Here is a 14,983-nt window from a genome sequence, read left to right on the forward strand (position 1 = left end):
CCCTGACTCCTCACAGGAGTCCTTGACGCTGAACCGTTTCATCGCTTCTCTCGAAACGCAGTTCTTCATGGGAGCGCTCCCAACCTCCACGTGAAAGGGATCCCCGTGCAGACACCCCCGCACCCCGGACGCGCCCTTTCGGTCCTCCTCACCGCCGCGCTCGTCGCCTGTCTGCTGTCGCTGTCCTGGGCGGGCGGCTCTGCGGCGCGGGCCGCGGCCGGCGACGGCTCGGTGTCCGACCCCAACATCGTCTACGTGGGCCGCTGGGACACGAGTTCGGGCACCGCCGCCGTGCCCCAGTGGTCCGGCGCGTACCTCCAGACGGCGTTCACCGGCACCACGGTGAAGGTCAGGGCGAGGGACGCGGTCAACTTCTACGCGAGCGTCGACGGCGGACCCGACGTCTTCCACGCGGGCGTGCGCGGGACCGTGAACCTCACTCCCCAACCCCTGTCCTCCGGCACCCACACCCTGCGGATCTCCTACCGCTCCGGCGACACCGTCTTCCAGGGTCTGGTGCTGGACCCCGGAGCCCGCACGGTCGGTCCGGCCATACCGTCCGGGCTGGTCGAGTTCGTCGGGGACTCCATCACCGCCGGCGCCCTCACCGACCGGCTGGCGCTCGACTCGTACGCCTGGAAGACCGGCGAGCGGCTGGGGATGCGGCACACCCGGATCGCCCGCGCGGGCTACTGCCTGGTCGCCCAGTCCGGTTGTACGGGCCTGAGCAGCCAGTACTTCAGGACCGGCAGCACCGGCGAGCAGAGCTGGGACTTCTCCCGCTACGGGGTGAGCGCGGTCGTCATCAACCTGGGCACCAACGACATCGGCCACGGCGTGTCCGGACCCGCCTTCCAGACGGCGTACACCAAGTTCCTGGGCGACCTGCGCGCCAAGCACCCCGAGGCGCACCTCTTCGCCGTGCAGACGCTCAAGAAGCGCTATGTGACGGAGACCAGGGCCGCCGTCAGCGCCCGCAACAGCTCCGGCGACGCCAAGGTGCACTACGTCGACACCACGGGCTGGCTCACCGACGGCACCGACTACGAGGACGGCAACGGCCATCCCAACGAGGCGGGGCACACCAAGTTCGCCGCCCGACTGGCGCCCGTCATCGCCGCCCGGCTGGGCAGCGTCGCCGGTGTGTCCGCCCAGGCGGCCGCTCCCGGCGGACCCGGCGACCCCCACATCAGGTTCGTCGGCCGCTGGGACACCCGGAGCTCCAGCACCCTCTACACGCCGTACTGGGCCGGCGCGTACTACCGGGTCGGCTTCACCGGCCGGACGGTCAAGCTCAAGCAGCGCAACACCATCGACTTCTGGGCGCGCATCGACAACGGGCCGGTGGAGTTCTACGACGACGTCAAGGGCACGGTGGACCTGACCCCGACGGCGCTGGCCTCCGGCAACCACACCCTTCAGGTCAACTACCAGGTGGTCGCCGGCTCGTACCGCGGCGACGCCGTCTTCCAGGGGCTGGTCCTCGACAGCGGCGCGACCACCTTCGCGCCGTCGGCCCCGGCCAAGGTGATCGAGTTCGTCGGCGACTCGATCACGGTGGGCACCACCACCTCGCAGAACGCCCGTACCGCGTACGGCTGGCTGATCGGCGAGCGGCTCGGCACCGAGCACACCCAGGTCGCCCAGGGCGGTGCCTGTCTGGTGGCCACGGCAGACGGATGCGTGGGCCTGGAGCAGCAGTTCACCAGGCTCGATCCCAACTCACCCACGCCCGACTGGGACTTCACCCGCTACCAGGCGGACGCCGTCGTCATCAATCTCGGCACCAACGACGTGGGCCACGGCGTCAGCTCCACCCAGTTCCAGTCGGCTTACACCAGCCTGCTGCGCAAGGTCCGCGCCGCTTATCCCCGGGCCTGGATCTTCGCGCTGGAGACCTTCCGCGGCCGCTACGTCCCGCAGACCGAAGCGGCCGTCAAGGCGGCCGTCGACGGCGGCGACAGCCGCGTCTCCTTCGTCGACACGACGGGCTGGCTGGGCTCGGGCGATCTGACGGACTCCGTCCACCCGAACGACCAGGGCCACCGCGTCATCGCCGACCGCCTGGCACCGATCATCGCGGCGAGAATCGGCGGCTGACCGCGCCGGTCATCCCTGCGAGGCAACGACAGACGTCATCTCAGGGCATCGGCATTCCTCCGCCCTGGAGTCGTTCCAGGTCGGAGGGGCGGACCTGGATGACGAGGAGGGCGATCACCGCGGCGATCGCGGTGAAGATCGCGGCCATGATGAAGGCGGCGGAGACTCCGGCGGTGAGGACCTCGTCGCCCCAGGGTGGCGGGAGCTGGCCGGTGCGTTCGAAGCTCAGCCGCTCCGCTGGGGTCGCGTCGGCCCGGAAGGCGGCCATCTGTTCGTCCATCTCGTTGCCGCTGGCCGTACCGAACACCGTGACCAGGATGGACAGCCCGAGGGAACCACCCACCTGCTGGGTGGCGTTGAGCAGTCCGGAGGCCGCGCCCGTCTCCCGGGTGGCCACGTTGGACAGCGCCATCAGGGTCAGGGACACGAACTCCATGCCCATACCGAGGCTGAAGACGAGGATCGGGCCGAGGATGCTGCCCGCGTAGGTGGAGTGGACGTCGGTCAGGGTCAGCCAGGCGAGGCCGGCGGCGGCCAGGATCGCGCCGGTCACCATGAAGGGCTTGGGCCCGTACTTCGGCAGGAGTTGGGAGGCGAGCCCCGCGCCCACCGCGATGACGGCGCTCACCGGCAGGAAGGCCAGCCCGGCCTGGAGCGGGCTGAAGTCCAGCACGTTCTGGACGAAGAGGGTGAGGAAGAAGAACATGCCGAAGATCGCGGCGGCGAGGCTCAGCATCATGCCGTAGGTGCCCGCCCGGTTGCGGTCGGCGAACATGTGCAGCGGTGTGATCGGCTGCCGGGAGCGCCGCTCGATCAGGATGAACGCCAGCAGGACGACGACGGCCGCCCCGAACGCGGCCAGGGTGAGCGGGTCCCGCCAGCCGTCCTGCGCGGCCCGGATGAACCCATACACCAGCAGCACCATGCCGATGGTGGAGGCCAGTGCGCCCGCCAGGTCGAAGTGACCGGGGTGGCGCTCGGACTCCCGGATCCAGCGCGGCGTGGCGAGCGCGATGAGCAGCCCGATCGGCACGTTGACGAACAGCACCCAGCGCCAGTTCAGCCATTCGACCAGGATTCCGCCCGCCAGCAGCCCGATCGCGCCGCCGCCCGCGGAGACCGCGGCGAAGACGCCGAACGCCCTGTTGCGGTCGGGCCCTTCACGGAAGGTCGTACTGATCAGGGCGAGGGAGGTCGGGGACGCGATGGCGCCGCCGACGCCCTGGAGGGCACGAGCGGCGAGGAGTTGCCACTCGTTCTGGGACATGCCGCCGAGCAACGAGGCGAGTACGAAGAGCAGTACGCCGAAGATGAAGACGCGCCGTCTGCCGAGGATGTCGCCCATCCTGCCGCCGAGCAGCAGCAGCCCGCCGAAGGTGAGCGTGTAGGCGTTGATCACCCAGGACAGGCTGGTCGTGGAGAAGTCGAGCGAGCGCTGGATGTCCGGCAGGGCGATGTTCACGATGGTGATGTCGAGCACCACCATCAGCTGGCAGGAGGCGATGACCAGCAGCGCCATACCGCTGCCACGGCCATCGCCCCGCTCCGTCTCCTGCGGGGTGGTCCGTGCTTCGGGTGTCGGCTCGGGGTTGCTCATGGCATCGCGCCGTGGCGGGGATTCGGTGGCTGGTTCCCGCCACCATTCGACCGTACGCCGCCGCGGGACGGGCCTCCAGTCGATCACGGAGCCGGGCCGTGACGCCCTTGGTGGGGCCCTGGTGGGCCCCAGGTCAGCGACCGGCGCGGATCAGGCCCGTGAGATAGCGCCACAGCGAGGAGCGCTGCCGGGCGGACTGGTCCGGCAGCACCGGCTCGGCCGTCTCCGGCGTCGGCTCCAGCGCCGCGGGCGGAGCCGACGCCCGCTCCGGTGGCGATGTTCGCGCGGACGCCGAGGGCCGCTCGGGCACCGAGGCGAGTTCGTACCGTACGGGCAGTGAGCGCAGGCCGCGCATGAACGGGGAGGAGCGCCACGGAAGTTGGTCGGCCGGGAGGGCGAGGTCCAGATGGGAGAACCGCTCGAAGAGCCGGCCCACGCCTACCGCCGCCACCGTCGACGCGAGCTCGCGGGCCGGGCACTGGCGGCGGCCCGCACCCCAGGACAGGTGCGCCCGGGTGCTGATGGTGCTGCTCGGCGCCACGTGGTCGGCGAAGAGCGGGTCGGCGTGCGCGGCGGCGGAGGAGACCCACACCGGGTCGCCGGCCCGGATCGTGTAGTTGCCGAGCTCGGTGTCCTTGGCGGCGAAGCGCGGTACGAAGTTCACCAGCGGCGGCTTGCGCATGACCACCCGGTTCATGGTCTCCCTGATCATCCCGGCGGACAGGCTGGCGCGCACGCCGCCGTCACCGGAGATGACCTCGACCACGGTGTTGGACATGAGGATCCCGACGTGGTCGGAGGTCATGCCGAGCAGCATGAACAGCTCACGGGCCAGTTCGTCGAGGGACAGGTCTGGGTGCGCGGCCAGAAGGTAGGAGGGGAAGTCGTCCCCCGGCTCCTTCAGCTTCACGGCCGCCAGTTCCGCGAGCGTCGCCAGCAGTCGCTCCAGGGCGGGCTCCGCGTCCGGGCCCGCGTCCAGGACTCGCCACATGTCCATCAGCGCGTCGTCGCCCTGGGAACCAGGGAAGCCGAGCAGATGACTGGCCACCATCAGAGGCAGCGGCCGGGAGAACTGCGCGGACAGGTCCGCCACGCCCGTGCCGCCGCCCTGCCCCACCAAGGTGATCAGCTCGTCGGCGTAGGCGGTGACGGCCGCCTTCAGTCTCTTGGCCTGGGGGTGGCCGGGATCCTGGAAGGGTTTGAGCGCCGCGTCCCACGCCGTCCGCAGCGTCCCGTATCCGGGACCGCCCTGGATCAGCACGTGGTTGACCTCCAGGGACGGCCCGAGCGGCCAGTCGGCGGGGACTTCGCCCTCCGAGCGGGCCCGCCAGTTCTCCAGCCCCTTCGGCCAGCCGTCGTCGTCCTGGAGGACCTGCAGCGCCTCCCGGTAGCCGAGGACCAGCCAGGCGGGCACACCCAGCAGGTCGACCGGGGCGACGGGGCCGTGCTGCTGCCTCAGCCGCTCGTACACGAGCGAAGGGCGCGTCTCGTAGTCGCGGGTCAGCAGCGGTTCGGGAGCCATCTCCTCCAACCGGGAGCCGTCGACGTCCGCGGCTCCGCTCTCACCCCAGTGGGATTCCATCTGCCTGCCGCCCTCCGACACTCCCCGCACCGGCGCACTACCAGTCAGTAGCCAACAACGCCGGTGACCCTACCCCAGGGGGCACTTGCGGGTGAACGACGGGTGGCAGGGGGGCGTCGCCTCCCCACCCGGCGTCAGGCCAACTCCTCGGCGGACTTCGCTCCCTGATCGCGCAGCCATGCGACCAGCGTGGGATGGCCGGAGCGGTGGGCGGCGTCGAGTGGGGTCAGCCGGTCGTAGCCGACCCAGTTCACGTCACCGCCCCGTCGCAGCAGGTAACCGGCCGTCCGGCGTTGCCCGCCGTGGCAGGCGCACCACAGCGCGGCGGTGATGTCCTCCTCGGTGGGCGGGTCGGACTCGGATGTGCAGCAGGCGGCGACACGGTCGGCCTCGCCGAGGGCGGCGGCCTGCCACAGGGTGGTGCGGGCGCCACGCTCCAGCAGTCGTCGCGCGCTCTTCCACTGCCCGAAGGCCACCGCGTCCGCCAGCGGCGTGCCGTTGCCGATGACCGCGCCGTCGGCCTCGATGTCCGCGCCCAGGTCGAGCAGGGCGTCCAGGACGGGCACGTCGTCGGTGCTGGCCGCCCAGTGCAGCGGGGTCTCGCGGTGCGCGCCGGTGAACCGGGCGTTCACGTCCGCGCCCGCGGCGACCAGCGCGGTCACCGTCGCGGGACCGTTGGGCAGGTGACCGGGCCAGTCAGTAGCGACATGCAACAGAGTCCGCGCGGTCTTCATGGTGCCCAGCCGTGCCGTGGCCAGCCCCGGATGAGCGGTGAGCAGGTCCTGCAACGCGCCCACGTCGCCGGTCCGGATCGCCTCGACGGCGGCGCGGGCCGGCGGAGCGGTCGTATCGATGAACATCGGGCCACCTCCCAGGTCCCCACCTGGATAGCACGGCCCACTGACAACGCCCCCTCCCGCAGGCCACGGCGCCCCTGTCCGGCCGCTCCCGAACCCCCTTCTGTTACGCTCCCCGGGCCTCCCGCGGGGGAAGTCCGGTGAGAGTCCGGCGCTGACCCGCAACGGTGTGCGCGGGGACCATGTGGTCCGTCGCGCAAGCCCGATCGCCCGTGGTGGGTGCGACCCATTGACTGCTCGCCGTGGACTGCGAGAGGGGACCGCGCGGCCGGCACGGTCGCACGGGCCGTCTCCTGATCGATGTCCACAGGCGGCCCCAGGCGAAGGACCGCCCGCCCGTGCACCGAAGTCCGACCCGGACAGTGAGACCGAACCTGAAATCCGGAGCGTCCCGACTGCCCGGTGCGTCACGCGTATCCGTGGTGCCGCTGGTCCTCGGGCTGGGGCTGCTCCTGCTCGTCTCACTCGTGTGCGGCGTGGGGCTCGGCGCCGCCGGGATCGGGTGGGGAGATGTCTTCCGGCTGCTCGGGGCGGGGTTGACCGGCGGGACCATCGACGCCCGGGACGTCGCCGCGTACACCATCGTCTGGGAGATCCGGCTGCCGCGTGTCGTGCTCGGTGCCGTCGTCGGGGCCGGGCTCGCGTCGGTCGGGGTGGCGGTGCAGGCGATGGTGCGCAACGCGCTCGCCGATCCGTTCGTGCTCGGCATCTCCTCGGGCGCCGCGGTGGGCGCCAACGCCGTGATCCTGCTGGGGGCGTTCGCCGGGCTCGGGGTCTGGGCGCTGTCCCTGTCGGCCTTCGGGTCGGCCCTCGCGGCGACGGCGCTGGTGTACGCCGTGGCCCGGTCGCCGCACGGCCTCACCCCGCTGCGGCTGATCCTGACCGGGACGGCACTGGCGTACGGCTTCGAGGCCGTCACCACCGTCATGGTGTTCGGCGCGGCCCGGGGTGAGGCGGCACGGTCGGCGATGATGTGGCTGCTCGGGAGCCTGGGCGGCGCGACCTGGGCCCAGGTGCCGCTCGCCGCGGTGACCGTGGCGGCCGGGTGGACGTGGCTGCGGTGGCGGGCCGAGGCGCTCAACGCCCTCGCCATGGGGGACGAGACGTCCGCCGCGCTCGGCGTCCAACCGGCTCGGCTGCGCAGGGAGTTGTTCCTCGTCACCGCCGCCGTGACGGGAACCGTGGTCGCGGTCAGCGGGGCCATCGGGTTCGTCGGGCTGATGGTGCCGCATGTCGTACGGATGCTGGTCGGCGCCGATCACCGGCGGGTGCTGGCCGTGGCGCCCCTCGCCGGGGCCGTGCTGCTGGTCTGGGCGGACCTGCTCTCACGACTCCTCCTCGCCCCCGCCGAACTGCCCGTCGGAGTGATCACGGCCGTCGTCGGAGTGCCCGCGTTTCTGCTGCTGATGCGGCGCGGCGGCTATGCGTTCGGAGGTCGGTGACATGCGGCTCGACATCGAGGGGATCACGGTCGAGGCCGCCGGGGCGCGACTGGTCGACGACATCGAACTCGCCGTGGGCAGTGGGGCGTTCGTCGGCCTCGTCGGCCCGAACGGCAGCGGCAAGTCCACGCTGCTGCGGTGCGTGTACCGGGCGCTGCGTCCGACCGGGGGCGCGGTGCGGCTCGACGGGGACGACGTGCACACCATGGCGCCGCGGGCCGCCGCCCGGGTGCTGGCCGCGCTGCCGCAGGAGTCGTCGGCCGAGTTCGACTTCACCGTCGCCGAGCTCGTGGCCATGGGGCGCCTCCCGCACCAAGGCCGTACGGCCGCCTCCGACCGGGAGATCTGCGCGGCGGCCATGGACCGCACCGGCGTCGCCCACCTCGCCGACCGCGGGTTCCTGGCCCTGTCCGGCGGCGAGAAGCAGCGCGTGCTCATCGCCCGCGCACTCGCCCAGCAACCGAAGGTGCTCGTCCTCGACGAGCCCACCAACCACCTCGACATCGCCCACCAGTTGGACGTGCTGTCCCTGGTGCGGGCCAGCGGCCTGACCGTGCTGGCCGCCCTGCACGACCTCAACCTGGCCGCCGCGCACTGCGACGTCCTGTACGTCATCGAGGGCGGCCGGGTCGTCGCCTGCGGCGCCCCGCACGAGGTCCTTCAACCCGTCCTGCTCGCCGAGGTGTTCGGGGTCCGTGCCCATCCGGTACGGCACCCGGAGACCGGCGTGGTCCAGCTCCTGTTCGACCTCCTGCCTCAAGGATCCACATGCGCAAGCTCATAGCCACGGCCCTCTGCCTCGCCGCGACCGTCACCGCGACGGGCTGCGGAGCCACCGTGGAGAAGTCGGCGGACTCCAAGTCCTCCGCGGTCACCCTCACCAACTGCGGCCGCAAGGTCACCTTCGACAAGGTGCCCGACCGCGTGGTCACCAACGACGTCGGCATCACCGAGCTGATGTTCGCGCTCGGTCTGGAGGACCGCATGGCCGGGTTCGCCATGCCCGACGACAAGGGTGAGCTGAGCGGCGTGCCGTGGAAGGACGGCTACGACAAGGTGAAGTGGCTGTCGAAGGACCAGCTCACCAAGGAGAACGCCCTCGACGCCCGCGCCGACCTCGTCTTCGCCGGCTGGAACTACGGCTTCCGCGAGGACAGCGGCTTCACCCCCGACGCCCTGAAGAAGCTCGGCATCCCCTCGTACGTCCTCACCGAGTCCTGCCACAGCGGCCGCACCGAGACCTCGCGCGGCATCATGCCGCCCCTGGACGCCCTCTACACCGACCTCACCAACCTCGGGAAGCTGTTCGGCGTCGAGAAGCGGGCCGCCGCTCTGATCGCCGACTTCAAGAAGCAGGTCGCCGAGGTGCACGCGAAGGCCCCCGCGGGCGCCGACCGGCCGAAGGTGTTCCTGTACGACAGCGGGCAGGACCAGCCCTTCACCTCCGGCCGCTACGCCGCCCCCGAGCAGATCATCAGCGAGGCCGGCGGGACCAACGTCATGCACGACGTCCAGGACTCCTGGACCACCGTGGGCTGGGAGAGCGTCGTACAGCGCGACCCGGACGTCATCGTGATCTGCGACTACGGGGACGTGAGCGCCGAGCAGAAGAGGAAGTTCCTCCTCTCCTACGCGCCTCTGCGCAACGTCTCCGCCGTCAAGCACCAGCGGATCTTCGTCCTCGACTACGTCGACCTGGTCGAGAGCCCCCGCAACCCGTCGGCCATCGCCCGGCTCGGCACCTATCTGCGCAAGGTCGCCGAGGAGCGCTGACCGTCGGCGCGGGACCGCTCGAAGTGGCTCGGTCTGCCGTCGCGGTGGACCAGGCGGCCGAGCCGCTCCGCCCTGGCCCGGGGCATGAGCGTCCAGGTGCCGTCCGGCTCGCGCAGGGCGGCGGAGTGCCAGGGGGTGGTCCAGGCGTCGGGGGCGTCGGGGGCGTCGAGGAGGCGGATGCCGAACTTGGGGGCGCCGGCCGGCTGGGGGTGGATCGACAGGCGTACGGCGCGCGGATGGTGGTCGGCGATCAGGTCGCCCCAGGCGCGGCTGCGCTGGATGACGCCGTACGCCCGCCTGCGGCACTCGCGTTGGAGGGCGGAGCGGGTACCGGTGAAGCCGGCGGTGTCCTCGACAAGGAAGCGGGTGATGCCCCGGTACAGGGCGAGGGTGGGGGCGTCGGTGCGGACCTCGGTGCGCAGGGCCTGAAGCGTGGGGGCGTAGCGGTCGTGGACGTGGGCGCGTTTGGTGTCGTGGGGGAGGTCGCCGAGGACGTCGCGCAGGTCGAAGACGGAGAGGCGGCGCAGGTCCGACTGCCCGATGAGCGCGCGCAGTTCGTCGGAGTAGGCGTCGATGTCGTGGTCGGGGACGCGGATCAGGTCGCCGAAGACATGACCGTCGGAGCAGATGACGACGCGGGCGCCCGGCGGGTGGAGCCGCTCGATCCGCGCGCAGAGTGTGTCGAGGAACGTGAGGGAGAGGCGTTCGCCCATGTCGGGGAGGTGGCCCAGGGTCTTGGCCGGGTTGGGTGACTTGCAGGGGAAGCCGGGCAGGGTGAAGACGATGGGGGCGCCCTCGCGGACGAAGTCGGTGATCCGGCGCAGTTGATGGGGGAACTCCTCGGCCGAGGCACGGGCCGGGTCGGTCGTGCGGTGGTGCGGCAGGAGCAGGTTCAGGATCTCCGCGCCGAGGGTCTTGGGGAGGGTGTCCGGTGCGGTCGTCAGCAGCATGTCGTTCCTCCAGGGGGCGGGCGTACGGGCATGGCGGCATGGCGCCTTGGCGCCTTGACGCCTTGACGCCTTGACGGGGCAGGCGCTGTCGGTGGGGTGGGGTGATCAGCCGGAGGTCGGGATCAGCTGACGTACGGGATCCGCTGGAGTACGGCCTCACAGCCGTCGGTCGTATCCGACGGGCAGGTGGTTGGTGCCGCGGCCCAGGACGGCCGGGATCCACTCGATGTCCTCGTCCCTGATGGCGAGGTGCAGTCCGGGGAGCCGTGCGAGCAGGGTGCCGAGGGCGATCTGGAGTTCGGCGCGGGCGAGGGCCGCGCCGGGGCAGAAGTGGATGCCGTGGCCGAAGGCGAGGTGGGGGTTGGGGCTGCGGTCGAGGTCGAGGGTGTCGGGGTCGGGGAAGCGGCGCGGGTCCCGGTTGGCGGCGCACAGGGAGACGATCACCGAGTCGCCCGCCGGGACCTCGGTGCCGTGCAGGTCGCTGTCCTGGTCGAAAAAGCGCCAGGTGGTCAGCTCGAAGGCGCTGTCGTGGCGCAGGAGTTCCTCGACCGCGCGGGGCATGAGGCCCGGGTCGTCGCGCAGTCGGACGAGCCGGCCGGGGTGGCGGAACAGGGCGATCAGGGCCGTGGTGAGCTGGTTCGTGACCGGTTCCTGGCCCGCGACCAGCAGCTGGAAAATCATCGAGTCCAGCTCCTCCTGGGTCAGTTCGCCCCGGTCACGGGCCACGACGAGGCGGCTCAGCAGGTCGTCGTCGCCGCGGTCCCGCTTGTGCGCGACGACCTCTGCGATATAGCTCTGCAGACCGTGCAGACGGGCCTCGTACAACGGCCGCCCCGGATCCGTCGGCCCGACCGGCTGGACGACCTTGCCCCAGTCGCGGTCGAAGCGCGCGGCCAACTCCCCCGGCAGGCCGATGACTTCGGCGAGGGCCTGGAAGGGGAAGTGGGCGGCGAAGCCGGCGACCAGGTCGGCGGGCCCGGTCTCCGGTAGGGCGTCGACGAGCGCGTCGGCCAACTCCTGCAGCCGCGGCCTCAGTTGCTCGACTCGGCGCGGCGTGAAGGCATCCGTCACGAAGCGCCGCATGCGGGTGTGGACCGGCGGGTCCTGGTGGAGGAGATGGGCCTGGAGCTGGGAGTGCTGCGGCTCGGGCATGATCGAGGCGCGGGCCCGCCAGCGGTCGTTGCCCCGGTCGTGGTTCTTGCCGAGGCGCTCGTCGTTCAGGGCGGCGTGGGCGGCCTCGTAACCGGTGACGAGCCAGGCCTGAACGCCGCTGGGGAAGAGGACACGGTGGACCGGTCCGGCCTCGCGCATCCGCTCGTAGAGGGGGTAGGGGTTGCTCTTGTAGGGGCAGCCCATCAGCGGGACCGGGTCGGGGAGCGGCTGCTGCGGGTCCACGCCCGGGAGGGGTTCCTGGTCCTGGACGGTCATGGGTGGGGCTCCTCAGAGGGCGAGTTCGGGCCGGTGGTGGTCGAGCCACAGGGCGAGGTCGACGACGCGTTCGAGGCGGAGTCGGTGGCCCCACTCCAGGTGCTCGGGCGGGGTGTCGAGGCAGGGCTTGATGCGGGTCTCGTCGGCCAGCGAGCGGACCTGTTCGAGGGACAGGGCGTCGCGGGCCAGGCCCTGCAGGCCCCGGTTGTAGTCGGGGTGGTGGGTGGCCGGGTAGTGGTTCTTGGGCCGGTGCAGGACCGAGTGGGGAGCCAGCCCCGTTCCGGCGGCGCGCAGGAGGCTCTTCTCCCGGCCGTCGAAGCTCTTCAGCGCCCAGGGCGCGTCGAAGGCGTACTGCACGAGTCGGTGGTCGCAGTAAGGGACGCGCACCTCCAGGCCCTGCGCCATGCTCAACCGGTCCTTGCGGTGCAGGAGTTGGCGCAGCCAGCGGGTCAGGGACAGGTGCTGCATCTCGCGTTGCCGATGCTCGGCGGGGGTCTCGCCGTCGAGGTGGGGCACGGCGGCCAGGGCAGTGCGGTAGGTGTCGTCGCGGAACTCGCCGATGCGCAGGCCGAGTTCGGGGTTGAGCGGCATGGCGGCCTCGTCGCCGGTGACCAGCAGCCAGGGGAAGGTGTCGGCGGCGAGCGCCTTGGGGTTGTGGAACCAGGGGTAACCGCCGAAGACCTCGTCGGCGGCCTCGCCGGACAGGGCGACGGTGGAGTGCCGCCGTATCTCGCCGAACAGCAGATACAGCGAGGTGTCCATGTCGCCGACCCCGATCGGCGAGTCCCGGGCCACGACGACGGCTTTGCGGTGCTCGGGGTCCAGCAGCGCACGCGGGTCCAGTACGACCGTGCTGTGGTCGGTGCCGATGAAGGCGCCCGCCTCGGTGGCGTACGGGGTGTCGTGGCCGGTGCGCAGGACGTCGCCGGTGAACTGCTCGGCCTGGTCGCTGTAGTCGACGGCGTAGGAGCGGAGCCGGGCGTCCGGGCCTTCGCGCAGGCGGAGTTCGTCGGCGAGCAGGGCGGTCAGGACGGTGGAGTCGATACCGCCGGACAGCAGGCTGCACAGCGGGACATCGGCCTCCAGCCGGCTGCGGGCGGCCTTACTGACCAGGGTGCCGATCCGGTCCACGGTCGCGTCCCGGTCGTCCTCGTGTGCACCGGCCTCCAGCTGCCAGTAGCGGCGCTCGCGAACACCGTCCCGGTCCAGGACGAGCAGGCCGCCCGGCTCGACCTCCCGTACGCCGGACCACACCGTCGGCCCGGTGTTGAACAGCAGGCTGTACGCCTCCCGGAGCCCGTCCGCGTCCACCCGGGGCCGTATCTCAGGGTGCGCGAAGAGCGCCTTGGGCTCGGAGGCGAAGGCCAGGCCTCCCTCGACGGCCGCCCAGAACAGCGGTTTGACGCCGAGCCGGTCGCGGACGAGGAGCAGCCGCTGGGCACGCTCGTCCCAGACGGCGAACGCGAACATCCCGTCCAGGTGGTCGGCCGCTGCCTCGCCCCACTCAATGTAGGCGCGCAACACGACCTCGGTGTCGCTGCGTGTGCGGAACACATGTCCGCGGCCCACGAGTTCGGCGCGCAGCTCGTGGTGGTTGTAGACCTCGCCGCTGTAACTGAGGACCACTGTCGGCGTGTCGGGGCGGTCGGTCATCGGCTGGACGCCGCCCGCGACATCGATGACGGCCAGGCGCCGGTGTCCGATCGCGGCGCGCTCGCCGAGCCAGACGCCGCCCGCGTCGGGGCCGCGGGGGGCGAGGGTGGCGGTCATGGCCTCGATGACCGGGGCCTGGGTGCGGGCGTCGTGGTGGAAGGACGCCCAGCCGGTGATTCCGCACATGGGAACTCCTGGATCAGGTCGGGACGGTGTCGGTGGTCCGCTCGGGCGCCGCGGCGGCCCGTCGGCCGGGCAGGGCGAGCAGTGGTACGGCGAGACAAGCGGCAGCCGCGGCCAGGGTCAGCCCGGCCCGCGCGCCGGTGCCGGGCCCGGCCAGGGCCCAGGCTGCGGTGGCCAGGGCGGGGCCGAGGGTGAAGCCGAGGCTGCGGGCCACCTGCACCGTCGAGCCGACGGTGGCGGTCCTCTCCGCTGGGGCCGCGCCCAGGATCAGGGCCTGCGTCGGACCGCCGTTGAGGCCCATGCCGACACCGGCCAGCGCCAGCCGCCAGGCCACGTCGAGCGGCGTCCAGCCGTCGCCGAGCGGGATCAGCAGGAGCAGTCCGGCCGCGGTGAGCACGGCACCGGTGACCGCGACCCGCCGGCAGCCGATAGGAGTCCCCCCGCTTGAGCGCAGCCGAGAGTGGGGGAGGTCGGCGAGCCGTCCGCCGAGCGGCCCGGCCAGCCCCATGCCGAGCGGGAAGGCGAGCACGGTCAGCCCGGTCGCGGTGGCGCTGACGCCCTCGTCCTGCTGGAGGTGGAGGGCGACGACGTAGTACATGGCCGCGAAACCGGCCGCCAGCGCCAGCACCGCGCCGTGGGCCCGGAACAGCCCGGCCGCCCGCAGGACAGCGGTCACGGGACGGCCACCCGGCCCGCGCAGCCACCACCACAACGGAGGTACGGCGGCGGCCGCGAGCAGGAACCACGGCGGTTCCCCGGATCCCAGGGTCAGGGCGAGCAGGAGCACGGCCAAGCCCCCGGCCACCGACAGCGCGTCAGCCAGTGACCGCCGGTCGGGCCCGCGCAACCCACCGTCCCTGGGCATCGCCTTCCAGGCGACGGCCAACACCAGCAGACAGAACGGAATCTTGACCAGGAAGACCCAGCGCCAGCCCAGCTGGTCCAGCAGCAGCCCGCCCACCGCCGGGCCGGTCACCGCGCCCAGCGGGCCGAGCGTCGCGGGCACGCTCATCGCCCTGCCGCGCGCCTCGGGCCGTACGGCACGGATCGCCAGCACCGGCATCAGCACGAACAGCACCGCCGCGCACACGCCCTGCCCGACGCGGGCCGCGATCAGCCAGGCCGCCCAGGGAGAGAGTGCGGCCAGAGCGCTGCAGAGCGCGAAGCCGGCGGTCGCCGCCAGCAGCGCGGACCGCGTCCCCGCGCCGTCCAGCCACCGGCCGACCGGCAACAGCAGGGCCACGACCGGGAGTTGGTACCCCAGCACCGCCCACTGCGCCGTGGCGGTCGAGACGTGCAGGCCCTCGGCGATGTCGGCCAGCGCCACGTTCACGATGTTCATGTCGAGCATCGCCACGAACGACAGCGCGCCCGCCACCGCCACGAGAACCCAGCGGTCCCTCACTCTCGCGCCCCTC

At 72.0% G+C, this 14,983-nt stretch carries 11 protein-coding genes and 1 riboswitch; of the genes, 4 read left to right on the forward strand and 7 right to left on the reverse strand.

Going from position 1 to position 14,983, the window contains the following annotated elements; translation table 11 throughout:
• Positions 1-105: 105 nt before the first annotated feature.
• Complete coding sequence (locus tag PBV52_RS04940; RefSeq protein WP_274237035.1) at positions 106-2,100, forward strand: GDSL-type esterase/lipase family protein; 1,995 nt, start codon at positions 106-108, stop codon at positions 2,098-2,100.
• Between the two features lie 40 nt (positions 2,101-2,140).
• On the opposite strand, the gene PBV52_RS04945 is transcribed toward PBV52_RS04940, so the two are convergent.
• From PBV52_RS04945 to PBV52_RS04955, 3 genes are all read right to left on the reverse strand, one after another.
• Positions 2,141-3,619 (reverse strand): MFS transporter, encoded by a 1,479-nt coding sequence (locus PBV52_RS04945; protein ID WP_274249275.1) that lies wholly within the window; start codon positions 3,617-3,619, stop codon positions 2,141-2,143.
• 211 nt (positions 3,620-3,830) lie between these two features.
• On the reverse strand, positions 3,831-5,279 hold the full coding sequence (locus PBV52_RS04950; RefSeq protein WP_274237036.1) for a cytochrome P450: 1,449 nt from the start codon (positions 5,277-5,279) through the stop codon (positions 3,831-3,833).
• 134 nt (positions 5,280-5,413) lie between these two features.
• On the reverse strand, positions 5,414-6,139 hold the full coding sequence (locus tag PBV52_RS04955; RefSeq protein WP_274237037.1) for an ankyrin repeat domain-containing protein: 726 nt from the start codon (positions 6,137-6,139) through the stop codon (positions 5,414-5,416).
• A 126-nt stretch (positions 6,140-6,265) separates the two neighbouring features.
• Positions 6,266-6,348: riboswitch (cobalamin riboswitch) on the forward strand.
• Positions 6,349-6,531: 183 nt separating this feature from the next.
• Here PBV52_RS04955 and PBV52_RS04960 point away from each other — a divergent pair.
• The 3 genes from PBV52_RS04960 to PBV52_RS04970 are packed head-to-tail and all read left to right on the forward strand — an operon-like array spanning position 6,532 to position 9,351.
• Positions 6,532-7,578, forward strand: a complete 1,047-nt coding sequence (locus tag PBV52_RS04960) for an iron ABC transporter permease (protein WP_306801488.1) — start codon at positions 6,532-6,534, stop codon at positions 7,576-7,578.
• Position 7,579: 1 nt separating this feature from the next.
• A complete protein-coding gene (locus tag PBV52_RS04965; protein ID WP_274237039.1) occupies positions 7,580-8,362 on the forward strand; it encodes an ABC transporter ATP-binding protein in 783 nt (260 codons plus the stop codon).
• Entirely contained in the window at positions 8,347-9,351 is a 1,005-nt protein-coding gene (locus PBV52_RS04970) for an ABC transporter substrate-binding protein (RefSeq protein ID WP_274237040.1), read from the forward strand. The genes PBV52_RS04965 and PBV52_RS04970 overlap by 16 nt, the downstream gene beginning before the upstream one ends.
• On the opposite strand, the gene PBV52_RS04975 is transcribed toward PBV52_RS04970, so the two are convergent.
• The 4 genes from PBV52_RS04975 to PBV52_RS04990 form a co-directional block, all read right to left on the reverse strand.
• Entirely contained in the window at positions 9,321-10,301 is a 981-nt protein-coding gene (locus PBV52_RS04975) for an isocyanide synthase family protein (protein ID WP_274237041.1), read from the reverse strand. The genes PBV52_RS04970 and PBV52_RS04975 overlap by 31 nt on opposite strands.
• A gap of 156 nt (positions 10,302-10,457) precedes the next feature.
• Positions 10,458-11,729, reverse strand: coding sequence for a cytochrome P450 (locus PBV52_RS04980; protein WP_274237042.1), 1,272 nt, complete (start codon positions 11,727-11,729; stop codon positions 10,458-10,460).
• A 12-nt stretch (positions 11,730-11,741) separates the two neighbouring features.
• The gene (gene asnB / locus PBV52_RS04985; RefSeq protein ID WP_274237044.1) at positions 11,742-13,568 is read right to left on the reverse strand and encodes an asparagine synthase (glutamine-hydrolyzing); all 1,827 of its coding nucleotides are present in this window, start codon (positions 13,566-13,568) and stop codon (positions 11,742-11,744) included.
• A 13-nt stretch (positions 13,569-13,581) separates the two neighbouring features.
• Positions 13,582-14,970 (reverse strand): MFS transporter, encoded by a 1,389-nt coding sequence (locus tag PBV52_RS04990; RefSeq protein ID WP_274237045.1) that lies wholly within the window; start codon positions 14,968-14,970, stop codon positions 13,582-13,584.
• Positions 14,971-14,983: the final 13 nt, after the last annotated feature.

This window comes from Streptomyces sp. T12 (genome assembly GCF_028736035.1).
Lineage (GTDB): Bacteria > Actinomycetota > Actinomycetes > Streptomycetales > Streptomycetaceae > Streptomyces.

Excerpts from the sequence above, each read along its gene's own strand:
- PBV52_RS04945 (WP_274249275.1), bottom strand. The coding sequence starts at position 3,619 with ATGGCGCTGCTGGTCATCGCCTCCTGCCAGCTGATGGTGGTGCTCGAC.
- PBV52_RS04950 (WP_274237036.1), bottom strand. The coding sequence starts at position 5,279 with ATGGAATCCCACTGGGGTGAGAGCGGAGCCGCGGACGTCGACGGCTCC.
- PBV52_RS04955 (WP_274237037.1), bottom strand. The coding sequence starts at position 6,139 with ATGTTCATCGATACGACCGCTCCGCCGGCCCGCGCCGCCGTCGAGGCG.
- PBV52_RS04965 (WP_274237039.1), top strand. The coding sequence starts at position 7,580 with ATGCGGCTCGACATCGAGGGGATCACGGTCGAGGCCGCCGGGGCGCGA.
- PBV52_RS04970 (WP_274237040.1), top strand. The coding sequence starts at position 8,347 with ATGCGCAAGCTCATAGCCACGGCCCTCTGCCTCGCCGCGACCGTCACC.
- PBV52_RS04975 (WP_274237041.1), bottom strand. The coding sequence starts at position 10,301 with ATGCTGCTGACGACCGCACCGGACACCCTCCCCAAGACCCTCGGCGCG.
- PBV52_RS04980 (WP_274237042.1), bottom strand. The coding sequence starts at position 11,729 with ATGACCGTCCAGGACCAGGAACCCCTCCCGGGCGTGGACCCGCAGCAG.
- asnB (WP_274237044.1), bottom strand. The coding sequence starts at position 13,568 with ATGTGCGGAATCACCGGCTGGGCGTCCTTCCACCACGACGCCCGCACC.